Source organism: Xylophilus sp. GOD-11R, assembly GCF_033546935.1.
In the GTDB taxonomy this organism is placed as follows: Bacteria; Pseudomonadota; Gammaproteobacteria; order Burkholderiales; family Burkholderiaceae_C; genus Xylophilus.
In genome coordinates this window covers 704,184-725,822 of the sequence record NZ_CP137854.1, presented here as the reverse complement: position 1 = coordinate 725,822, position 21,639 = coordinate 704,184, and the positions used below count along the sequence as shown (strand labels likewise).

The window sequence follows — 21,639 nt, the reverse complement described above, 5'->3', positions numbered from 1 at the left end:
TCATAGGTCCCATTTCAGCTCCGCCGTATAGCTGCGCTGCGGATAGGGATGGAAGTTCCAGTACTGGTAGTTGTTCAGGTTGTCGATGCCGAACGCAGCCGTCCACTGCCGCGCGATGCGGTAGCGCACCCGCAGGTCGGTGGTGAAGAAGCGGCTGACACCCTGGTAGGTGAAGCCGTTGACGTCGCTGTTGTCGAGCGTGCGGTACTGCCTGCCGCTGTAGCGCGCGCCGAAGCTGGCCGACCAGCGTTCGTCGAAGCGGTAGCTGGCCAGCAGGGTTGCGCGCCAGGCCGGCACGTTGGGCTGGCGCTTGCCGATGGTGTCGCCCGGCACCGCGACGAAACCGTCGTTTTCCTTGATGACCGAATGCGCATAAGTGACGCTGCCGCTCAGGTCCAGGCCACGGGCCAGCACGTCGCTGCCGTTGATCGCGGCCTCCAGGCCCCGGGTGGCGACCCGGCCGACGTTCTGCACCCGGCTGACGTTGCGGTTGGCGGCGGGGTCGTAGAGGGTTTGCGAATACAGCGCGTCGCGGGTGTCCTCGGCGAAAAAGGTGAGCCGGGCGAGCGCGTTGCCCAGGTCCTGCTCGGCGCTGAGTTCGCCGGTCCATGAACGCTCGGGACGCAGGTTCGGATCGTTGATGTAGAGCGAGTTGGTGGTGGACGTGGCGCCGTAGAGCTCGGCCACGGTGGGAAAGCGCACCGCCCGGCCGACCGAGGCCTTGAGCACCGTCGCCGGCAGCCATTGCCACGACAGCGCGGCCTTGGGCGAGAAGTGGCTCTCCTGCCGGTCGGGATAGGCCAACGCGCTGGTCGACGAGAACGCAGTGCTGCCGTCCGCGGCCTGCCAGCGTTCGGCGCGGCCGCCCAGCACCGCCTTCCAGCGCGGCGCGATGCGCCAGGTGTCCTGCGCCCACAGGCTCTGCAGCCGGGTGTCGCCGCGCACCTGGCTGGCCAGCGGACCGCTGTCGTCGACCAGGTAGTTGCCGGCCAGCGTACTGGTGGTGTAGCGCAGCTTGTATTGCTCCTGCTGGAAGCCGAAATCGACGATGTGTGCACCGGCCGTGCCGCCGGGCCGCCAGGTGCCCTTGAGCGCCAGCGTGTTCCAGCCGGTGCCACTGCCGTCGGCCAGCGTCCCCGCGCCGCCGGTGAGCGCGGCGGGCAGCGGGTTGCTCGCGGCGTTCTGGCGCTTGTCGTCCTGCCGGTAGTCGTACAGGCTGGCGGCGACTTCCCAGTCGAACACGCCCTGCGTATGGCTCTTGACCGACAGCCCGTGCATGGCGTGCAGCAGGTTCTCGCGGGTGGTCGCGAAGTCGCCGCCGCCGAGCGCCTGCGCGCCGGTATAGGCGGCGCCGCCGATGTTGACCGGCCCGCTGTAGACGGCGTTACCGGCGCCGTCGCGCAGGTACGAGGTGGCGTTGCCGGCCGCGCGGTTTTGCCACAAGCCCAGCACGTAGCTGGCGCGGATGGTAGGCGTGATGTCGTAGGCGAGCTTGGCCTTGAGGTGGTCCTGCACCGTGTGGTACTGCGTGCCCGCGCCGAGCACATACCACGGCGCGCCGGCCGCATTGCTGCCCGGCACGGCGCCGGTGACCGGCGTACCGGCCGCCGAGGCGGTGCCGGCGGCGCGGGTGCGGCTGGCGAAGGTGAGCGGCTGGCCTTCGCTGTCGGTACGGTTGACGTTGAGCCACCACGACCAGTCGCCGTTCTTGTTGCCGAGCGAGGCGCTGGTCTGCCAGGCGCGGTAGGTCTGGCTGGTGCCGTACAGCTCGAAGGGCTGCGAGGTGTAGCCGACCTTGGCGTGGGCCTCGAACTGCGTCGGCATGCGAGTGACGTAATCGACCACCGCACCCACCGAATTGCCGGGATAGGCGGCCGAGAACGGGCCGTACATCACGTCGACGCGCTCGATCTCCTCGGGTGTCACCAGGCCCCAGCGCGGCGGAAACGACAGCCCGCCCACGCCGTTGCCGAGGAAGTTCGACAGCAGGATGCCGTCGGCATACACGGCCGAGCGCGCGCTGTTGCCGGTGCCCGAGGCGCGGCTCGACAGGATCGCGTGGTTGTAATCGCCGATGTAGCGCTTGCGCACCAGCAGGCTGGGAAAGTATTTGAGCGCGTCCTCGCTGTCGCTGGCGTTGACGGTGCGCTCGATCTGCTCGCGGGTGATGCCCTCCATGGTGGTGGGAATTTGCGTGGGCAGCGAGGTAGGCTGGCCGCCGGTGACGGTGACCACGCCCAGGGTCTTGACTGGCGCGGCGGCGGCGGCGTCCGGTACGGTTTCTTGCGCCCATGCGCACGGCACGGCGAAAGGGAAGGCCAGCGCGATCGCGCCGGCCAGGGATGTCTTGTTCATGGCTCGGGTTTTCCTGAGATCCGGCGCGAACGCCGGGGACCGGGCGCAGGCGATCTGCTTCGTGGCGGATCGGCTGTGCACGGAACTGCGGAGGTCAGGAAACCCGGGGTGGCCCTCGCGCCGGCAGCGGCGCGGCGGTGATCGCGGCGATGCGCGCCGCCGGAATGGAACGCAGCACATAGGCCAGGGGCTGCGGTGGCACCGGGGCGAGTGCCGGCACCGAGGGTGGCGGTGCGCCGCCGGGTGCGCAGAGCGGGCAGTCCATGCTGGCAGACGACACCTGGCCGTCGAGATCGCTCTTCTTGATGAGCTTGGCGGTGCCCGCGCCCGAGCAGACCAGCTCGAAGGACATGGTGGGATGCACCAGCGGCGAGGCCACCGCGGCGCCCAGGTACAGCGCGAACCACGCCAGCACGAAGCGGGCGATGAGTCGGGCGGTATGGCGGGCGGGCATCGGGCGATTATCGATGAGCGTTGTCGACGGCGCGCTTCACTCCTGCGATGGCAGGTCGTCTTCGCCGGTGACTTCGCGAATGGCTTCGGTGGTGTTCACCGCGTGCTGGGCGATGCCTTCGTGGTTGGTGGCGATCACCGGCAGGCTGTAGGTGCCCGAGCAGACGGCGCGGTACCAGATCTCGGCGGCGACCATGTCGGGCGACATGCCCTCGACCGCGCCGACCAGGCAGTCGGCTACCGAGCCGAGGCCGGCGTCGGCGTAGAGCTCTTCGGTGTCGTAGACGACGCGGTATTCGTAGAAGCCGGCGCGGCCTCCCTCGATTTCGATGCGCACGATCATGCGGTGGGGTCCTGTTGTTGGGGGCGGGCGGGCATTTTCGCCTGCCGGGGTGGGGGTGATGCTGCGTTGCACCACGTAACGCCGTGGCGGGGTTGTGCCGGTATCTTGATCACAACTCAATTTATCGGGAGACACGCGTTGTTGCCAGAGCTGATCGATGCCGTGCGGGGCCGCCGGGCCGTTTCCTTCATGTACCGGGGGGCGCGGCGGACTGTGGAGCCGCACGCCGTGGGGGTGGGGCACGATGGGGGGGCCTGGCTGAGTGCCTATCAGACGGCTGGGCACAGTGTGTTTCCGGGGCACGATTGGCTGTATTGCCAGGTCGACGCGGTCGAGGGGTTGCAGGTGGTGCCCAAGCGTTTTTTGCAGGCTCGGCCGGGGTATAGCCGGGAGGATTCTCGGTTTATGCGGTTTTATGCGGCGGTGTGATGACGGGCTGAGTTGGGTTTTTCTTTTTTTCTTTTCTTCTGCTCTTCGTAGGGTGGAGCTGGGGGCTTGCGCGCCCCCAGACCCGCGGTAACTTTCTTTTCTGGCAAAAAAGAAAGTCACCAAAGAAAGTTGCCTTGAAGACGAGCTCGAAGCTCGGTCGGGCCATTGCTTCGCTCGGCCTGGGGAATGTGCCTTCGAACGCTCTAGCGGCAACAGTTTGGACAAGGGTCGATCCAGTGCCATGGCCCCGCTGCGCGGGTCGAGGCTGAGAGGGTAAGGACAGTCGACCGCACTGAGCACGGTGAGGGGGCCGCGCTGGTCCGAGCGCCATGCGCGCTGGCAAGCGCTCAACTGTCTGCGCGCTTGCTGTCGCACCGACCGATGCGCTTGCCGTGTACCCATCTGCACCGCCCCATGGACGTGTCGCCCCATTCCCCCGTCGAGCGCAGCGAAGACCGTGGTGTGCCGAGCGCAGCGATGGCCCGTGTGGTGTTTGGGGTCCCCTGTGGTCGAGAGCGAGGAACGGAGGTTTTGCGGATAAGGGCTGGCGGCTGTCTGAGCGAAGCGAGTTCCGCCAGACCCCGCAAAACCGAGTACCGCAGCGTGTCCGAAGGACCTCGCCCACCGGGGTCGCCTTTCTTTGGTTACTTTCTTTGGCGAAGCAAAGAAAGTGACTCGCCCGCCGGGGCGAAATCCCGGCCTCTGCCCTCCGCAGGAGACACAGCCCACGCAGTGGCACGCAGCCGGCAGAGGACGGGCAGCCCACGCAGCGGCACCCCCTCCTCAGCGCACGGCCTCCTCCCAAACCCGCTTAGGCACATACCCCACCAGCCGCGAAATAACAACCTGCCCAACGACCCCATCCACCGAATGCCCCCCGCCGGGCAACAGATCCACGGTCGCATCCCCACCAAGGCCATTGAGCGCCGAAGCCCCCGCCTCGGCATACCCGCAGGCAATGACCGGATCGTCCTCCCCATGGACGAAGTGCACCGTTGTACTCCCCGCAGCCACCCGAACCCCGGCGGCAAACCGCCCGGCCAAGGCCACGACCCTCCCCGCCAGCGACTCCCCGTCGAGCTGGGTGGACTCCAGCGCCATGATCGCCCCCTGCGAGAACCCCACCAAGGCCGTCTGCGCAGACGAACACCCGGTCCGCGTCTGCCAGTCACGCACCACCCCGACGAACCGATCCATCGCCGCCGCGACCCGGCCGGGCCGGTTCTCCTCGGTCACGCCGCGCACAGAAAACCACTGCCGCCCGCCTCCCCGGTCCGACGCCTCGGGCGACGCCACGCAGACCACGGCCGCCGCAGGAAAGCGCGCGGCCAGCAGCTTGCCCAGGGGAAACAGACTCTCCGGAATGCTGCCCACGCCATGGAACAGCAGGAACAACTGTTGCGCCGGCGCCGAGTCGGCCGGCATCTGCACGACGATGTGCTCAGGCATGCGAGGTCTCCTACAAAAACGTCGATTCTCCGACGAAGCCGTCGCCCGCCGCGCCCGACACCTGCGCAACCCATCGCCAGCATGTACGCCGGGCGCGCAGCCGCCGGCGATCACCTCGCAGCTTTTTCGATCGTCCGCGTCAGTCCAGCGTCGCACCGGTCAGCTTGACCAGGCCGGCGTAGCGCGCAAGTTCCGACTGCCAGAAGGCCGCGAAGGCCGCCGCGTTGCCGGGTTGTACTTCGGCGCCGATGTCGTTCAGGCGGCGCGTCAGATCGCCCTGCTTGAACGACGCTTCCACCGCCTCGTTCAACCGCGCGACCACCGCGGGCGGCGTGCCGGCCGGCGCGGCCAGGCCGTACCAGGCGTTCATCGTCATGCCCTTGATGCCCAGCTCCTCGAAAGTCGGCACGTTGGGCAGCAGCGGGTGGCGCCGGGGCGAGGCCACGGCGATCGCGCGGATCTTGCCGCCGCCCTTGAGCTGGCCGTAGGCGCCGGTGTCGAGCATGTAGTCGAGCTGGCCGGCCATCACGTCGGTGAGCGCCGGCGCGCTGCCCTTGTACGGCACGTGGATCACGTCGATGCCGGTGACCGACTTGAACAGCTCACCGCCGAGATGCGCCGAATTACCCACGCCGCCGGAGCCGTAGGACATCTTGCCGGGGTTGGCCTTGGCCGCCTTCACGATGTCGGCCGGCGACTGCCAGGACGACTGGGCGCCGACGATCATCACGCTGGGAATCACACCCAGCGCGGCGACCGGCGTGAAGTCCTTCACCGGATCGAAGCCGAGCCTCTTGTACAGATAGGGATTGGCCGAATTGGTGGAGCTGGTGGCCAGCAGCAGCGTGTAGCCGTCGGCCGGCTGCCGCACGAACTGCTGGGTGCCGATGTTGCCGCCGGCACCGGCGATGTTGTCGACCACCACGCTCTGGCCGAGCTGAGTGCGCAAGGCTTCGGCCAGGGCACGGCCCACGGCATCGGTCGCGCCACCGGCAGGCCACGGCACGATCAGGCGGATGGACTTCTGCGGATAGGCGGCCTGGGCCAGCGCGCTGCCCGCGGCGGCGGCCAGTGCCAGGGCGGTGGCACTGGCGCGGAGGAGGTTCTTCAAGTTCATGGCTTTGTCTCTTTCTTTCTCTTTTTTCTGGTTTCGATCCGGTGCGGCGCGGGTGGTCAGTCCAGGCCCAGGCGGCGCAAGGTGTCGGTGAGGCCGAGCAGCTCGGCGGTCATCACGCCGCGTCCGATGGCCTCGCGCTGGCCGGCCTCCTTTTCCTCGCGCTGCACCGCGCTGGCGATGGCCGCGTCGACCTCGCCGGCCGGCACCACCGCCAGACCGTCGCGGTCGCCGACGACGATGTCGCCGGGGTGGATCTGCACGTCGCCGATGCACACCGGCACCTGCACGCGGCCGGGCTGGTTCTTGCCGGTGCCCTTGATCGACAGGCCCCGGCAGAACACCGGAAAGCCGAGTTCGATGATCAGGTTGGCGTCGCGCACGCAGCCGTTGATGACCAGGCCGGCGATGCCGACCTTCATCGCCTGGATGGTCAGCACGTCGCCCCACGGGCCGGCTTCCATGAAGGCCTTGGCGTCGACCACCAGCACGTCGCCAGGGCGGGCTTTCATCACCGCGTAGTGCAGCATCAGGTTGTCGGCCGGACGGCAATCGACGGTGAAGGCGGGGCCTGCCAGGCGCACCGTGGGGTCGATGGGTTTCATGCCGCTGTCGAGCGCGCCCTTGGCGCCCTGGGCTTCATACACCGTGGCGGCGCCGAGCTGGCGCAGCGTGGTGAGCTTTTCGCTCGATATGTCTTGTCTCATGGCGCCATCATCTGCCGCCTGAAACTGCATATATCGCCGTTTTTCGAAACTTAGTTCAGTTTGCCTGAATATCCCGCGCGGCTTGGTCGAGTGCCTGCAGCATCGAAGCCGTGAGCGGCCCCTGGTCGTCGGCCCGGGTCACGGTGAGCACGGTGGTGCGCGCATCCAGTCCTTGCAGCGGCACGAAGGCGACGTCGGCGGTGCCGCGCCGCGCTACCGATGCGCCCACCACCGCGTAGCCCAGGCCTGCGGCCACCAGCCCGAGCGCGGTGTGGATCTCGATGGCTTCGTGGCCGACACGCGGCCGGACGCCGGCGGCCTGCAGGATGGCCGTGATGTTCTGCGCGAAGGAGCTCTGCGGATCCTTGGGATAGCTGATCAACTCCATTTCCTGCAGCGCGGTCACCGACAGCACCGCCTGGGCGGCCAGCGGATGCTCGGCCGGCAGCGCGACCAGAAAGGGATCCTCGAACAGCACCGTGTGCCGCAGGTCGGCGGGCGGCTCCGGCAGGCGGGCGTAGCGCGACAAGCCGATCTGAATGCGCCCGCTGCGCAGGTGCTCGGCCTGGTGTTCCGACAGCATCTCGATCAGCTCCAGCCGCACACCCGGCCGCAGCGCCCGGAACCTGCGCACCGCCGCCGGCAGGAAGGAGTTCATGACCGAGCGCACGAAGCCGATGCCCAACCAGCCGGCGTTACCGACGGCGATGTCGCGGGCTTCCTTCTCGAGTTGCTCGCCGTGGTCGAGCAGCTGCAGCGCGCGCGGCAGGAAGAAGCGGCCGAGTGCCGTCAGCGCCATCGGCTTGACGGCGCGGTCGAACAGCTCGCCGCCCAGGCCCTGCTCCAGCTGGGCGATCTGCATGCTGATCGCGGTCGGCGCCACGCACAGCCGCTCGGCCGCGCGCGCCAGCGTGCCCTGGCGCGCGACCTCGCAGAAATAGCGAAGCTGGCGGTGGTTCACCGGCCGCCTGCGCCTGCCCGATCAGCCGGCGAGCGCGCGGCGCGCCCGCGCCAGCAGCACTTCGGAATCAAAGGGCTTGACGATGAGTTCCATGCCCGAGCCGATGAAGGTGTTCTTGTGCGCGGCCTCTTCGGCGTAGCCGGTCATCAGGATCACCTTGATGCCGGGAATCCGCTCGCGCGCCAAGTCGGCCACCTGCCGGCCGTTGGGGCCGGGCAGACCGACGTCGGTCAGCAGCAGATCGAAGCCGTGGTCGATCTCCAGCACGCTCATCGCCTCGTAGCCGGTGGTGGCCTCGCGGAGCTCGTAGCCCTCCTCGCGCAGCATCTCGACGGCGAAGCGGCGCACGATGTCGTCGTCTTCCACCACCAGAATGCGTTGCCGCGACGAGGGCCGCGGGCCGATGGCCACGGGAGTGGCAGGGAGCCGCGTGTCTTGCGCTGCCGCCCGGGGGAAATACAGCGAGATCCGCGTGCCCTGCCCCACGGTGCTGTCGATCACGGCCATGCCGCCGGATTGGCGTGCGTAGCCGTAGACCATCGACAGGCCGAGGCCCGTGCCCTGGCCGATCGGCTTGGTGGTGAAGAAGGGGTCGAAGGCGCGCTCGATCACGTCGGCCGCCATGCCGGTGCCGGTGTCGGCGACGGTGATGCAGACATGGTCGCCGGCCGGCAGCCCGGCCGGCACGTTGCGCGCCGTGTGGCCGGATTCAGCCGGCAGGTTGCGCGCGCTCACGGTGACCAGGCCGCCCGTGGGCATGGCGTCGCGTGCGTTGATGACCAGGTTGAGCACCGCGTTCTCGAACTGGTTCACGTCGGTCACCACCGGCCAGAGCGAGGACGACACGTCCATGGCCAGCACGATGTTCTCGCCGCAGCTGTTGCGCAGCATCGGCTCGAGTTCGCGCAGCGGCGCGGCGAGGTCGGCGGTGCGTGAATCGAGCGGCTGGCGGCGAGCGAAGGCGAGCAGGCGCTGGGTGAGCCCGGCCGCGCGCTTGGCCGCCGACATGCCGGCTTCGATATAGGTCAACAGGCCGGCGTGCTGCGGCTGGCCGAGGCGGCGCTGCAATATCTGCAGCGGCAGCACGATGCCCTGCAGCAGGTTGTTGAAGTCGTGCGCGATGCCGCCGGTGAGCTGGCCGAGCGACTCCATCTTCTGCGCCTGGCGAAGTTGCTCCTCGAGCTGGCGCCGGCCGGTGGTCTCGATGCCGACGCCGGTGCGACGCACCGGCTGGTTGGCGGCGTCGAAGTAGGTGTGGCCGCGCGACAGCACCCAGCGCACCGAGCCGTCCGGATGGCGGATGCGGTATTCCAGCTCCAGGTCGCCGCTGTGCTGCAGGCCGCCCGACATCGTCGCCCGCAGGCGCTCCATGTCGTCGGGATGCACGTTGGCGAGGAACTCGGCGCGCGACACGCCGGCCTGGCCGGCGTCGGGGTCTATGCCATAGAGATCGGAGATGGACGCATCGCAGAAGAAGCGGTCGGACTCCACCACGTAGGTCCACACGCCCACGCCGCCGCTGGCCGCCAGCGCCAGCCGGGCGAAGTCCTCGGAGTCGCGCAACGCCCGGGTTCGCTCCAGCACCTGTTGCTCCAGCGTGGCCGCGAGTTGCTGCAGGCGCTGTTCGGACTGGCTGCGTTCGATGGCGTGGCGCACTCGTTCGACGGCGTCGCGGGTGAAGCCGATCTCGGCGTCGGTCCAGTCGCGCGGCTGGTCGTCGTGCAGAAAGAAAACACCCGCGAGGCGGCCCGCGTCCATCACCGGCAGCACCAGCTGCGCGCGGATGCCGACGGCCTCCAGCGTCTCTGCGGTGGCTGCCGCCTCGGCGTCGCAGCGCACGTCGGCCATCACCACGCAGCGGCCCTGGCCGAGCACCCGCGCCAGGTAGGAATGGGCTTCGATACGGTGGATGCCGGCGAGGCTGGGCAAGTGCATCGCACCGCCGCGGACGCGGTCGTGCTCGACGAGGAAGGTGAGGCCGTCTTCCGACAACTCACCGTAGCCGACGCGGGCCACGCGCAGGGCGTGGATCAGCGTCTCGACACCGGTGCGTATCAGCTCGCCAGGCGGCATGTCCAGCCGCAGCTTCGCGGCGAAGGCGAGGAGCAGGTCGTCCCATCGGTGGCAATCGTGTTGGATGGAAGTGTTCGGTTGCACAGCAAATAAGGGGCATCGCCTGGATCGGCCCCGCCATTTTGCCGTGCGACCGGGCCTCAACGGGCGTCGGCGGCGCCCGGCCAGAGGCGTACAAGCAACGCTGCGCCCGCCGCCGCGGTGGCGAGCGCGGTCACGCCCATCCAGCCCCAGGCGGCCAGCACCACGCTGCCCAGGGCGGAGCCGGCCGCCATGCCGACGAAGACCCCCACGAACAGCACCGCGTTGAGACGGCTGCGGGCGGGCGGGTCGATGCTGAAGACGATGGTCTGGTGCGCGATCAGCGTGGCCTGGATGCCCAGGTCGAAGCCAATGGCGCTGCCCACGATCAGCCACAGCCGCGCATGCGGCGCCACCCAGGGCGACAGCGCCATGGCCGCGAAGGACAGCATGGCGATCGCCGCGCCGAGCCGGGTGACCAGTTCGGGGCCGCGCTTGTCCGCCAGCCGGCCGGCCAGCGGCGCGGCCAGCGCGCCCGCCGCACCCGCCAGCCCGAAGGCACCGGCGGCCGCCGCGCCCAGGTGGAAGGGCTCGCCGTGCAGCATCACCGCCAGGGTCGACCAGAACGCGCTGAAGGACACCGACAGCAGCCCCTGCGCCAGCGCCGCCCGGCGCAGACCGCCGTGGCGCACGAAGAGCGTACCGAGCGATGCCATCAGGTCGGCGTAGCCGAGCTGCGTGGTCGGCCGGAATTTCGGCAGCCCGCGCCAGGCGGCCACGCCGACCAGCGCGATGGCTGCAGCGGCCGACACGAACACCGTGCGCCAGCCGAAATGCTCGGCCACGAAGCCGCTCACCACCCGCGACAGCAGGATGCCCATCAGCAGGCCGGTCATCACCGTGCCGACCACCTTGCCGCGGCTGGCCTCCGGCGCCAGCGTGGCCGCCGCCGGCACGATGTCCTGCGCCAGCGTGGCCGACAGCCCGATCGCCAGGCTCGCAGCCAGCAGCAGTCCGATGGAAGGCGCGGCGCCCGCCGCGAGCAGCGCCGCGCAGAGCACCGCCGCCTTGATCACGATGATGCTGCGCCGGTCGAAGCGGTCGCCCAGCGGCGCCAGCAGCAGCAGGCCGAAGGCGTAGCCGAGCTGGGTGAGCGTGGGCACCATGCCGACGGCCTGGTCGCTCGCGCCGATGGAGACACCGAGCACGCCGAGCATCGGCTGGCTGTAGTAGAGCGAGGCCACCGACAGGCCCGCACTGGCAGCGAGCAAAAAGACGAGTGCGGGCGGCAAGGTTGGCGCGGTGCTGGCCGAAGCGCTTGGAATATGCGTAGATCGAATGGCGGACATGGTGGTTTCCCGTGTTTTTCTGAGACTGGTCCGGAGTTTCATCAAAAGCCTTCTGCGACGGTAGTGGCGTGCAACGCAAGCCGGATATACGCTCTACGCATGACAAAAAGCCTTCCACGCGCCGCCTCGACCGCATCCGGTGACCGGATCGAGTTGATGAGCACCTTCGTGCGCATCGTCGAGGCCGGCAGCATCTCGGCCGCCGCCGCCTCGATGGGCACCACCCAGCCCACCGTCAGCCGCCGGTTGCAGCTGCTCGAAAAACAGCTCGGCCTGCGCCTGCTCAAGCGCTCCACCCATGCGATGGCACTCACCGAAGACGGGCAGCGCTGCTTCGACGGCGCCCGCGAATTGCTGGCGGACTGGCATGCCTTCGAAGCCGACCTGCGCGGCGCTGGCGACGAGCCCGAAGGTGTGCTGCGGGTGGTGGCGCCGCATGCGTTCGGACAGGCGCAGCTGGTCGGCCCGGTGGCGGACTATCTCGCGCGTTACCCGCGCGTGTCCATCGAATGGTTGCTGCATGACCGTGCGCCGGACTTCGTGGCCCACAACGTCGACTGCGCCATCCAGGTCGGCGAGGTGAGCGACCCCAACGTGGTCGCCATCGCCCTGGCCGACGTGCCGCGCATCGTGGTCGCCGCGCCCGCACTGCTGCGCGACCGGCCCGTCGTCGACCATCCGGCGCAACTGGCCGAGCTGCCCTGGCTGTCGCTGCGCGCCTTCTATCGCACCGAGATGGCATTGAGCAACGCGGCCAGCGGCGAGCGGCACCGCGTCCATTTCCAGCCCCGGCTGGCCACCGACAGCCTGTACGCCCTGCGCAGCGCCGCCCTGCTCGGCGTGGGTGTGGCCGTCGGCTCGGCCTGGGTGCTCAACGAAGACATCGCCGCCGGCCGGCTGCAGCATCTGCTGCCCGACTGGCAGGCCGCGCCCCTGCCGATGTACCTCGTCTATCCGCATGCGCGCTACTACCCCGCGCGCCTGCGCCGTTTTCTGGAAACGATCCGCGAAGCCGCGCCGGCCGCGGTGCGCGGCGCGCTCTGGTCGAGCTGAGCGCCGGGCGGAGGTGCGATCTACAAACCCAGGTCCGACAAGCCCGCATGATCGTCCGGCCGCCGCCCCAGCGGCCAGAAGAACAGGCGATCTCCTTCGGCAATCGGCAGATCGTTGATGCTCGCGAACCGCCGCTGCATCAGCCCCTGTTCATTGAACTCCCAGTTCTCGTTTCCGTAACTGCGGAACCACTGCCCCGAGTCGTCGTGCCATTCGTAGGCGAAACGCACCGCGATGCGGTTGCCGGTGAAGGCCCACAACTCCTTGATCAGCCGGTAGTCCAGTTCGCGTTGCCATTTGCGCACCAGAAATCCGTGTACCTGCTCCCGGCCGACCGGAAACTCCGCCCGGTTGCGCCAGCGCGTGTCGTGCGTGTAGACCTGCACCACCCGATCCGCATCGCGCGAATTCCAGGCGTCTTCGGCCATGCGCACCTTCTGCGCGGCGGATTCGGCGGTAAAGGGCGGCAGCGGCGGCTTGGTTTCCATGGCGGATCGACTCCTCGAAAGAATGAAGGATGAAAGTGGACAGACTTGTCTACATGTCACGATACCCAAGGTAGACGAACCTGTCTACTAGAATGCGAACGATGACCCTCGAGACCTCTGCCGCCCGCGACCGGCTGCTGCGCACCGCACACGCCCTCTTCTACCGCGACGGCATCCGCGCCACCGGTATCGACCGGGTGATCGCCGAGGCGGCGGTGACCAAGGTCACCTTCTACCGACATTTCCCAAGCAAGGACGTCCTGGTGCGCGCCTTTCTCGACTATCGGCACGATCTCTGGATGGGCTGGTTCGTCGACGCCCTCGGCCGGCACGGCGGCGCCTCGCGCGGACTGTCGGCACTGGCCGATGCGATGCAGGAATGGTTCACGCAGCCGGGCTTTCGCGGCTGCGCCTTCATCAACGCCGTGGCCGAGACCGGCGGCGATCCGGCCGACACCCGCGCTGCGGCGGCGGCGCACAAACGCGAGATGGGCGAGGTGATACGCGCCCTGCTGCCGGCCGACGACACCAGCGCCGACCGCACCGCCGCCATGGCCGCGCTGGCCGTGGATGGCGCGATCGTGCAGGCGCAGATCGGCGCGCCCGACAACGCCGCCGCCGACCTGCGCGCGCTGCTCGCGGCACTGGAAAACTGAGCGCATCGCGGGCCGGCGGCCCGCATCGCATCAGGCCGCTCGTGCCGCCTCGGCCAGCTCCATCGCCAGCCGGTTGTGCCGCTCGATCAGCGGCTCCAGTTCCACCGTGGCGAGCCGGCCTTGCCGCACGACGACGCGTCCGTCGACCACCGTCCACGCCGCCGGCGCGCTGGCGCACAGCAGCAGCGACCCGACCGGGTCGTGTACCGCGCCGCCGGCGAAGGCGAGCGAGCCCAGGTCGAACAGCGCCAGGTCGGCGCAGTAGCCGACCGCGATCTGCCCGATGTCGTGCGCGCGGCCGAGCACCCGGGCGCCGCCGCGTGTGGCCAAGGCCAGCGCGTCGCGGGCGGTCATCTCGGCCGGACCGTGGTCGCAGCCGAAGGGTTCCAACGCACGGCCGACGCGGGCCAGCAGCAGCGCCTGGCGGGCCTCGCCCAGCAGGTCGGCGCCGTCGTTGCTGGCGCTGCCGTCAACGCCCAGGCCGACGGGCACGCCGGCATCCAACATGCGGCGTACCGGGGCGATGCCCGAGGCCAGCCGCATGTTGCTGCAGGGGCAGTGCGCCACGCCGGTGCCGCTGCGAGCAAAGAGGCCGATGCCGGGCCCGTCGAGCTTGACGCAGTGGGCATGCCAGACGTCCTGGCCGAGCCAGCCGAGCGACTCGGCGTATTCGGCCGGGCTGGCGCCGAACTTCTCGCGGCTGTAGGCGATGTCGTGGTCGTTCTCTGCCAGGTGGGTGTGCAGCCGCACGCCGTAGGCGCGCGCGAGTTCGGCGCTGTCGCGCATGAGCGCGCGGCTGACGCTGAACGGCGAACAGGGCGCCACCGCCACCTGCGTCATGGCGCCGTGGCTGGCGTCGTGGTGGGTTTCGATCAGCCGGCGGGTGTCGCGCAGGATGGCGTCTTCGCGCTCCACCACGGCGTCCGGCGGCAGCCCGCCCTGGCTCTGGCCGACGCTCATGCTGCCGCGCGAGGCGGTGAAGCGCATGCCGATCGCCGCGGCGGCTTCAATGCTGTCGTCGAGCCGCACGCCGTTGGGATAGATATAGAGGTGGTCGCTGCTGGTGGTGCAGCCCGACAGCAGCAGTTCGGCCATGGCGACCTGGGTGGACACCCGCACCATCTCCGGCGTGAGCCCGGCCCAGATCGGATAGAGGCCGCGCAGCCAGGAGAACAGTTCCGCATCCTGCACGCCGGGAATCGCCCGGGTGAGCGACTGGTACATGTGGTGGTGCGTGTTCACCAGCCCGGGCGTGACCAGGTGCCCGCGCGCGTCGATGACCTCGTCGGCCATGAGCGGCATGGCGTCGGCCGGGCCGATGGCCTCGATGACCTTGCCCCGTATCAGGATCGAGGCATCGCGCAGCTCGGTGCCGGCGTCGTCCTGGGTGGCGATGCAGCGGGCGTTGCGGATCAGCAGGGTGCGCGCGTCGCTCATGGCGCGACGCTGGCGCCGGCCTGGAACCAGCGGCCGATGAGGGCGCGCTCGGCGTCGGTGATGCCGGTGGCGTTGTTGAGCGGCATGATCTTGCTGACCACCGCCTGCTGGTAGATGGCGTCGGCATGCTGCTTCACCGATTCGGGCGAGTCCAGGCGCACGTTCTTCATCTGCATCGTGGCGCCGTGGCACAGGTAGCAGCGCTGCTCCAGCACCGGCTTGAGTTGGGCGTAACCGGCCGGCGAGGCGGCTGCGGCAGCGGCTGCGGCCGCCTGCTCGGGCGTCAAAGGCGCAGCGGGCGCCGGCCGCAGCCACCAGATGACGGCGGCGATCACCGCCACGCCGACGGCGGCATAGGCGAGGGGATGCCGGTTGCGGCCGAGCTTGTAGCCGTGGCGCAGCACGAAGAACTGCCTGATCGCCGCGCCGGCGAACATCATCAAAATGAGCACCGCCCAGTTCTGCGGATGGCTGTAGGTGAAGCTGTAGTGGTTGGACAGCATCGCGAAGATCACCGGCAGCGTGAAGTAGGTGTTGTGCACGCTGCGCTGCTTGCCGCGCTGGCCGTGGATCGGGTCCACCGGCCGGCCGGCCTTGATCGATTCCAGCACCTTCTTCTGGCCCGGGATGATCCAGAAGAACACGTTGGCGCTCATGGTGGTGGCGATCATCGCGCCCACCAGCAGAAAGGCCGCTCGCCCGGCGAACCAGTGGCAGGCCAGCCAGGAGGCGGCGCACACCAGCACCAGCAGGATGCCGCCGACGATGGCGTCGCCGTTCTTGCGCTTGCCGAAGGTCTGGCAGACGAAGTCGTAGAGCATCCAGAACACCACCAGGAACGACAGCGCCACGGCGATGGCCGCGCCCGGCTGCCAGTCCATGCGCGACTTGTCGATGAGATAGGTGCCGGCGTTCCACAGGTAGGACACCGTGAACAGCGAGAAGCCGGTGAGCCAGGTGGTGTAGCTCTCCCAGAAAAACCAGTGCAGGTGCGACGGCAGCTTGGGCGGCTGCACCTGGTACTTGACCGGGTGGTAGAAGCCGCCGCCGTGCACCGCCCAGAGTTCGCCGGTGGCGCCCTCGCCGCGCAGTTTTTCTTCTTCCGGCGTCGTCAGGCTGCTGTCGAGAAAGACGAAATAGAAGGAGGAGCCCACCCAGGCGATGGCGGTGATGACGTGGACCCAGCGCAGCAGCAGGTTGGCCCAGTCGAGAAGATAGCTTTCCATCGGTCGTGACCTTGCGGCGAGGGGCGTCGCCGTCTTTCTTTATGACCGCTGCTCACCACTGCGGGCGCTCTGAGCAGCATGGGCCGCGAACCGGGGTCATCTCCCTTCGAAAAGAAAGAAATCCCATGCTCCGCTGCGGCCTGTTTTTTTGTGCGCGAGAGTGTATACAAAAAGCCGCTTCACGCCTCGCGCGACGGAGCCAGTGTTTGCAATAACTGTGCCGCCACCGCCACGGCGATGACTTCGGGCTCCTTGCCGGTGATGCCCGGCACGCCGATCGGGCAGGTCACGGCGGCCAGTTCTTCATCGGAGAAACCGCGCGCGCGCAGGCGGCCGCGGAAGGTGGCCCATTTGGTGTGGCTGCCAATGAGGCCGATGAAGGGCAGATCGCCCCGGGTGCGGCGGCGCTGCAGGCAGGCGGCCACCACGTCCAGGTCTTCGGCATGGCTGAAACTCATGATCAGCACCCGCGAGCCGGGCGCCAGGCCGGGCACCGCCGCCTGTACCGGGTCGGAATGTTCGCAGGTGATGTCGGCATCGCCCTCGGCGAGCTCTGGTGGAAAGATCTCGTCGCGGCTGTCGATCCAGGTGAGCGAAAACGGCAGCGACGCCAGCACCCGCGCCAGGGCCGCGCCCACATGGCCGCCGCCGAACAGCGCCACCGGCACCTGCGCGCCGGCGAGCCTTTGCCGCAGGGCGGGAATATCGGCGGCGTCGACCGCCGTGTAGCGCAGCACGACCACGCCACCGCAACACTGGCCGAGCGATGGCCCCAGCGCGTAGCGGCGGCTGGCCAGCGCGGTCCGCGAGGGTTCGGCCAGCAGAGCGCGGGCGGCGGCGACGGCGTCGAATTCCAGCCGGCCGCCGCCGATGGTCGCCACGATGCGGTCGGCGAACACCGCCATCCAGGTGCCGGCCTCGCGCGGTGCCGAGCCCTGGGTGGATTCGACCTCGACCAGCACCGCGCGGGCGGCGGCCAGGCCTTGCAGCAGTCGGCGCAGCGGGTTCATCCGCAGCACCTCGGCCGCTCCGGGGCGGCCGACTGCGGCGACACTCGCAGGTTATGCCTGCTCCCCGATCGCTGTCCCGTCGCATCGCCGCGCTTTTCGGCGGTATCGCCGCCCTGCTCTGCTCCTGCCGCTCCGCACCGCCCGAACAGGTGCCCACCGGCGGGCCGCCCGCCACGGCCCCGGCGGTGATCGGCCCCGTGCCGGCACAGAAGGGCTCGGCCCGCGTCTCGGCCGCCACCACCGAACGTGCCTACCGGCAGGACGGCGCCACCCACCTCTACGGCCTGAACGCCGAACGCATCTACAAAGGCAAGCTGCCGCCGCTGCTCTACGCCATCGGCACCTTGCAGGTGCATCTGGACGCCACCGGCCGGGTCACCGGCATGAGCTGGATGCGCGCGCCGCGCCATGCGCCGGAAGTCATCAAGGAGATCGAAGCCACCATCCGGCGCGCCTCGCCCTTTCCGGCGCCGGCCCGCATCGGTCGCATGACCTATACCGACACCTGGCTGTGGGACAAGAGCGGCAAGTTCCAGCTCGACACCCTCACCGAAGGCCAGAACTGAGCAGCGGCGTCGCAAGGCTCAGGACCCGCGGTAGGTGGAGTAGCTCCACGGGCTGACCAGCAGCGGCACGTGATAGTGCTGACTGACGTCGGCCACGCCGAAGTCGAGCTGCACCCGGTTCAGAAAGCTCGGCTGCGGCAGGCTCACGCCGCGCTGCCCGAAGTAGCCGGCCACGTCGAACACCAGCCGGTAGGTACCGGCGCGCAGCGAAGCGGCGTCGAACAGCGGGGTGTCGGTGCGACCGTCGGCATTGAGGGTGTAGCGGCTCACCAGCGTGACCTGCTCGCCCTCGGTGCGAAAAAGCGCGATCTCCATGCCCGCCGCCGGGCAGCCGTGCATGGTGTCGAGAACATGGGTACTGAGGCCCATCGGAATGCTCCTTGCTTGGGTAAAGAATAATTCGCGCGCCGCCGGCTCCACTCGGGCCGAGGCGTCCACGGTCGACCAAAAGTGTATACACTTTTGCTTTCCGACAGGCCTCGCCTTCATCCGCCGTTCATGCAGACACCTTCCGCCGGTTCCTCGACCTCCGCCATCGTCGAATCCCTCACCCGGGCGATCGTCGAGCATCGGCTCCATCCCGGTGCCAAGCTGGCCGAACAGAAGCTGGCCGACCATTTCGGGGTGTCGCGCACCCTGGTGAGGCAAGCTTTGTTCCAGCTCGCGCAGAACCGGCTGGTGCGGCTGGAGCCGGCGCGCGGGGCTTTCGTCTCGGCGCCTTCGGCCGACGAGGCACGGCAGGTGTTCGCGGTGCGCCGCATGCTCGAATCCGGCATGGCGCGCGACTTCGTGCGCACCATGACGCCAGCGCGCATCAAGGCGCTCAAGAACCATGTCGCCCTGGAAAAGGCCGCCGTGGAGCGTGACGACATCACCGGCCGCACCGAGCTGCTCGGCGACTTCCACGTGCGCATGGCCGAGCTCATGGGCAACACCGTCCTGGCCCAGCTGCTCGACGACCTCATCTCGCGCTGCGCCCTCATCACGCTCATGTACCAATCGTCGGCCGCCGCCACGCATTCCTACGAGGAGCATGCAGAGATCGTGAAGGCCCTGGCCGCGCGCGACGCCGAACGGGCCGCCCGGCTGATGGACGAGCATCTGCAGCACGTCGAGGAAAACCTCGCCTTCGACCGCCGGCCGCCCAGCAACGACATCGCCAAGGCGCTCGCCGCCTGAGACCCCGATCCCGACCGACACCTCCATGGCCCAGATCTTCGACACCACCCTGCCCTATCCGCGCGACCTGGCCGGCTACGGCCGCAACCCGCCGCAGGCCAACTGGCCGGGCCGTGCCCGCATCGCGGTGCAGTTCGTCCTGAACTACGAGGAAGGCGCCGAAAACGCCACCCTGCACGGCGACCCTGGCTCGGAGCAGTTTCTCTCCGAGATGTTCAACCCAGCCGCCTACCCGGCCCGGCACATGAGCATGGAGAGCATCTACGAATATGGCTCGCGGGTCGGCGTGTGGCGCATCCTGAAGGAGTTCGACAAACGCGGCCTGCCGCTGACCGTCTTCGGCATCGGCATGGCGCTGCAACGCTATCCCGAACTCGCCTGCGCGCTCGCCGAGGCGGGCCACGAGATCGCCTGCCACGGCTGGCGCTGGATCCACTACCAGAACATGGACGAAGCCCAGGAACGCGAACACATGCGCCTGGGCCTGGACGCCATCGAGCGCCTCACCGGCACCCGGCCGCTGGGCTGGTACACCGGCCGCGACAGCCCCAACACCCGGCGCCTGCTGGCCGACGAGGGCGGCACGCTCTACGACAGCGACTACTACGGCGACGACCTGCCCTTCTGGATGAAGGTGGCGCGCTCCGACGGCCAGGTCGTGCCGCGCCTGGTCGTGCCCTACACGCTCGACACCAACGACATGCGCTTTGCCATGCCCCAGGGTTTCGTGCAGTCCGACGACTTCTTCACCTACCTGCGCGACAGCTTCGACGCGCTCTACGCCGAGGGCGCCGACACGCCGCGCATGCTGAGCATCGGCATGCACTGCCGCCTGCTCGGCCGGCCGGGCCGCATCGTGGCGCTGCAGAAGTTCCTCGACCACATCGCCCGCCACGACCGCGTGTGGGTCTGCCGCCGACTCGACATCGCCCGCCACTGGATCGCCGAACACCCTTACCCGGAGAGCGCCGCATGAGCGAAGCCACCGCTGCCCTGACGCTGGAGCAGATCAACACCGCCACGCCCGCCGAGGCCGCGATCCTGCTCGAGGGCCTGTACGAGCATTCGCCGTGGGTGGTGGAGCGCACCGTGGCGCGCGCCGCGCCCTTCGGCTCGCTGGCGCAGTTCAAGCATGCGCTGGCGCAGACGGTGTCGTCGGCCGCCGCGCAGGAGCAGCTCGACCTGATCCGCGCCCACCCCGAGCTCGCCGGCAAGGCGATGGTGTCGCGCACGCTCACCGCCGAATCCACCGGCGAACAATCGCGCGCCGGCCTCACCGACTGCAGCCCGCAGGAGTTCGACCGCATCCAGCAGCTCAACGCCGACTACAACGCAAAGTTCGGTTTTCCCTTCGTGCTGGCGGTGCGCGGCGCACGCGGCGGCGGCCTGCCACGCGGGCGCATCGTCGAAGCCTTCGCACGGCGGCTGCAACACCATCCGGAATTCGAGCGCGAGGAAGCCCTGCGCAACATCCACCGCATCGCCGAGATCCGCCTGGCCGACAAGTTCGGCGTGGAGCCCACGCTGGGCAACCAGGTCTGGGACTGGCAGGAGCGTCTGGCCGAAGAGAGCGACCCCGGCTTCAAGGAACTGGGCCAGCTCACCGTCACCTACCTCACCGACGCCCACCGGGCCTGCGCGCGCCGCATCGTGCAGGACATGCGCGACGCCGGCTGCGACAGCGTGGTCATCGACGCGGTCGGCAACGTGGTCGGCCGCTACGAAGGCACCCGGCGCGAAGCGCCGGCACTGCTCACCGGCTCCCACTACGACACGGTGCGCAACGGCGGCAAGTACGACGGCCGGCTCGGCATCTACGTGCCGCTGGCCTGCGTGGCCGAGCTGCACCGCGCCGGCCAGCGCCTGCCCTTCGGCATCGAGATCGTCGCCTTCGCCGAGGAAGAGGGCCAGCGATACAAGGCCACCTTCCTGGGATCGGGCGCGCTGGTCGGCGACTTCCAGCCCGCCTGGCTCGACCAGCGCGACGCCGACGGCATCAGCATGCGCGAGGCCATGGCCCACGCCGGCCTGCGCCTCGAAGACATCCCCGCGCTGCGCCGCGATCCGGCGCGCTACCTCGGCTTCGTCGAAGTCCACATCGAGCAGGGACCGGTGCTCAACGAGCTGAACCTGCCGCTGGGCATCGTCACCTCGATCAACGGCGGCGTGCGTTTTCTCGGCGAATTCACCGGCATGGCCAGCCACGCCGGCACCACGCCGATGAACCGCCGCCGCGATGCCGCCACCGCTGCCGCCGAGCTCGCCCTCTATCTGGAAAAACGTGCCGCGCAGGACGGCGATTCGGTCGCCACGATGGGCCAGCTGCAGGTGCCTTCGGGCTCGATCAACGTGGTGCCGGGCGCCTGCCGCTTCAGCCTCGACCTGCGCGCGCCCACCGATCCGCAACGCGACGCACTGGTCGCCGACGTGCTGGAAGAAGCCCGCGCCATCGCCGCGCGGCGCGGGGTGTCGCTCCAGCTCGACGAGGCCATGCGGGCGTCGGCCGCGCCCAGCGCGCCCGCCTGGCAGCAGCGCTGGGAAAACGCGGTGCAGGCGCTCGGCCTGCCGCTCTATCGCCTGCCCAGCGGCGCCGGCCACGACGCGATGAAACTGCACACGGTCATGCCGCAAGCCATGCTCTTCGTGCGCGGCGAAAACGCCGGCATCAGCCACAACCCGCTGGAAAGCACCACCGCCCACGACATGGACCTGGCCGTGCTGGCCTTCGGCCATCTTCTCTCCGACCTGGCGCACGACGCCGGCTGACCGC

The 21,639-nt window shown here is 69.1% G+C and carries 20 protein-coding genes; 6 read left to right on the top strand and 14 right to left on the bottom strand.

What is annotated here, in order from left to right:
• The 9 genes from R9X41_RS03400 to R9X41_RS03360 all read right to left on the bottom strand — a co-directional run bounded on the left by R9X41_RS03400 (nt 1) and on the right by R9X41_RS03360 (nt 11,254).
• Complete coding sequence (locus tag R9X41_RS03400; RefSeq protein ID WP_318633492.1) at nt 1-2,355, bottom strand: TonB-dependent receptor; 2,355 nt, start codon at nt 2,353-2,355, stop codon at nt 1-3.
• Between the two features lie 94 nt (nt 2,356-2,449).
• On the bottom strand, nt 2,450-2,809 hold the full coding sequence (locus R9X41_RS03395; protein ID WP_318633491.1) for a hypothetical protein: 360 nt from the start codon (nt 2,807-2,809) through the stop codon (nt 2,450-2,452).
• Between the two features lie 36 nt (nt 2,810-2,845).
• Nucleotides 2,846-3,151, bottom strand: coding sequence for a hypothetical protein (locus R9X41_RS03390; protein WP_318633490.1), 306 nt, complete (start codon nt 3,149-3,151; stop codon nt 2,846-2,848).
• A gap of 1,212 nt (nt 3,152-4,363) precedes the next feature.
• Nucleotides 4,364-5,029 carry an esterase gene (gene ypfH / locus R9X41_RS03385; protein WP_318633489.1) on the bottom strand — a complete coding sequence of 222 codons (666 nt, stop codon included), beginning with the start codon at nt 5,027-5,029 and terminating at the stop codon, nt 4,364-4,366.
• 139 nt (nt 5,030-5,168) lie between these two features.
• A complete protein-coding gene (locus tag R9X41_RS03380) occupies nt 5,169-6,146 on the bottom strand; it encodes a Bug family tripartite tricarboxylate transporter substrate binding protein (protein WP_318633488.1) in 978 nt (325 codons plus the stop codon).
• A 56-nt stretch (nt 6,147-6,202) separates the two neighbouring features.
• On the bottom strand, nt 6,203-6,850 hold the full coding sequence (locus R9X41_RS03375) for a 4-carboxy-4-hydroxy-2-oxoadipate aldolase/oxaloacetate decarboxylase (protein ID WP_318633487.1): 648 nt from the start codon (nt 6,848-6,850) through the stop codon (nt 6,203-6,205).
• A 55-nt stretch (nt 6,851-6,905) separates the two neighbouring features.
• Complete coding sequence (locus R9X41_RS03370) at nt 6,906-7,811, bottom strand: LysR family transcriptional regulator (protein WP_318633486.1); 906 nt, start codon at nt 7,809-7,811, stop codon at nt 6,906-6,908.
• 21 nt (nt 7,812-7,832) lie between these two features.
• Nucleotides 7,833-9,968, bottom strand: a complete 2,136-nt coding sequence (locus R9X41_RS03365; protein ID WP_318633485.1) for an ATP-binding protein — start codon at nt 9,966-9,968, stop codon at nt 7,833-7,835.
• Between the two features lie 56 nt (nt 9,969-10,024).
• The gene (locus R9X41_RS03360; protein ID WP_318633484.1) at nt 10,025-11,254 is read right to left on the bottom strand and encodes an MFS transporter; all 1,230 of its coding nucleotides are present in this window, start codon (nt 11,252-11,254) and stop codon (nt 10,025-10,027) included.
• 99 nt (nt 11,255-11,353) lie between these two features.
• On the opposite strand from R9X41_RS03360, the gene R9X41_RS03355 reads away from it, so the two are divergent.
• Nucleotides 11,354-12,307, top strand: a complete 954-nt coding sequence (locus R9X41_RS03355; protein WP_318633483.1) for a LysR family transcriptional regulator — start codon at nt 11,354-11,356, stop codon at nt 12,305-12,307.
• Nucleotides 12,308-12,327: 20 nt separating this feature from the next.
• Here R9X41_RS03355 and R9X41_RS03350 read toward each other — a convergent pair whose 3' ends face one another.
• The gene (locus R9X41_RS03350; protein ID WP_318633482.1) at nt 12,328-12,795 is read right to left on the bottom strand and encodes a nuclear transport factor 2 family protein; all 468 of its coding nucleotides are present in this window, start codon (nt 12,793-12,795) and stop codon (nt 12,328-12,330) included.
• A gap of 101 nt (nt 12,796-12,896) precedes the next feature.
• Between R9X41_RS03350 and R9X41_RS03345 the strand changes: the two genes are divergently transcribed.
• Entirely contained in the window at nt 12,897-13,451 is a 555-nt protein-coding gene (locus R9X41_RS03345) for a TetR/AcrR family transcriptional regulator (RefSeq protein ID WP_318633481.1), read from the top strand.
• A 30-nt stretch (nt 13,452-13,481) separates the two neighbouring features.
• Here R9X41_RS03345 and R9X41_RS03340 read toward each other — a convergent pair whose 3' ends face one another.
• The 3 genes from R9X41_RS03340 to xdhC all read right to left on the bottom strand — a co-directional run bounded on the left by R9X41_RS03340 (nt 13,482) and on the right by xdhC (nt 17,124).
• Nucleotides 13,482-14,888: an 8-oxoguanine deaminase gene (locus tag R9X41_RS03340; protein WP_318633480.1), complete on the bottom strand. Its 1,407-nt coding sequence runs from the start codon at nt 14,886-14,888 to the stop codon at nt 13,482-13,484.
• On the bottom strand, nt 14,885-16,114 hold the full coding sequence (locus tag R9X41_RS03335; RefSeq protein ID WP_318633479.1) for a urate hydroxylase PuuD: 1,230 nt from the start codon (nt 16,112-16,114) through the stop codon (nt 14,885-14,887). The genes R9X41_RS03340 and R9X41_RS03335 overlap by 4 nt, the downstream gene beginning before the upstream one ends.
• A gap of 179 nt (nt 16,115-16,293) precedes the next feature.
• A complete protein-coding gene (gene xdhC, locus R9X41_RS03330; protein WP_318633478.1) occupies nt 16,294-17,124 on the bottom strand; it encodes a xanthine dehydrogenase accessory protein XdhC in 831 nt (276 codons plus the stop codon).
• 53 nt (nt 17,125-17,177) lie between these two features.
• On the opposite strand from xdhC, the gene R9X41_RS03325 reads away from it, so the two are divergent.
• Nucleotides 17,178-17,690: a hypothetical protein gene (locus R9X41_RS03325; protein ID WP_318633477.1), complete on the top strand. Its 513-nt coding sequence runs from the start codon at nt 17,178-17,180 to the stop codon at nt 17,688-17,690.
• A gap of 18 nt (nt 17,691-17,708) precedes the next feature.
• Here R9X41_RS03325 and uraH read toward each other — a convergent pair whose 3' ends face one another.
• Complete coding sequence (gene uraH / locus R9X41_RS03320; protein WP_318633476.1) at nt 17,709-18,059, bottom strand: hydroxyisourate hydrolase; 351 nt, start codon at nt 18,057-18,059, stop codon at nt 17,709-17,711.
• Between the two features lie 129 nt (nt 18,060-18,188).
• Between uraH and R9X41_RS03315 the strand changes: the two genes are divergently transcribed.
• From R9X41_RS03315 to uraD, 3 genes are read left to right on the top strand one after another with little or no spacing between them, the layout of a single operon-like run.
• Nucleotides 18,189-18,869, top strand: coding sequence for a GntR family transcriptional regulator (locus R9X41_RS03315; protein WP_318633475.1), 681 nt, complete (start codon nt 18,189-18,191; stop codon nt 18,867-18,869).
• Nucleotides 18,870-18,894: 25 nt separating this feature from the next.
• On the top strand, nt 18,895-19,845 hold the full coding sequence (gene puuE / locus R9X41_RS03310; RefSeq protein WP_318633474.1) for an allantoinase PuuE: 951 nt from the start codon (nt 18,895-18,897) through the stop codon (nt 19,843-19,845).
• Nucleotides 19,842-21,635, top strand: coding sequence for a 2-oxo-4-hydroxy-4-carboxy-5-ureidoimidazoline decarboxylase (gene uraD, locus R9X41_RS03305; protein WP_318633473.1), 1,794 nt, complete (start codon nt 19,842-19,844; stop codon nt 21,633-21,635). Before puuE ends, uraD begins: the two co-directional genes overlap by 4 nt.
• Nucleotides 21,636-21,639 lie beyond the last annotated feature (4 nt).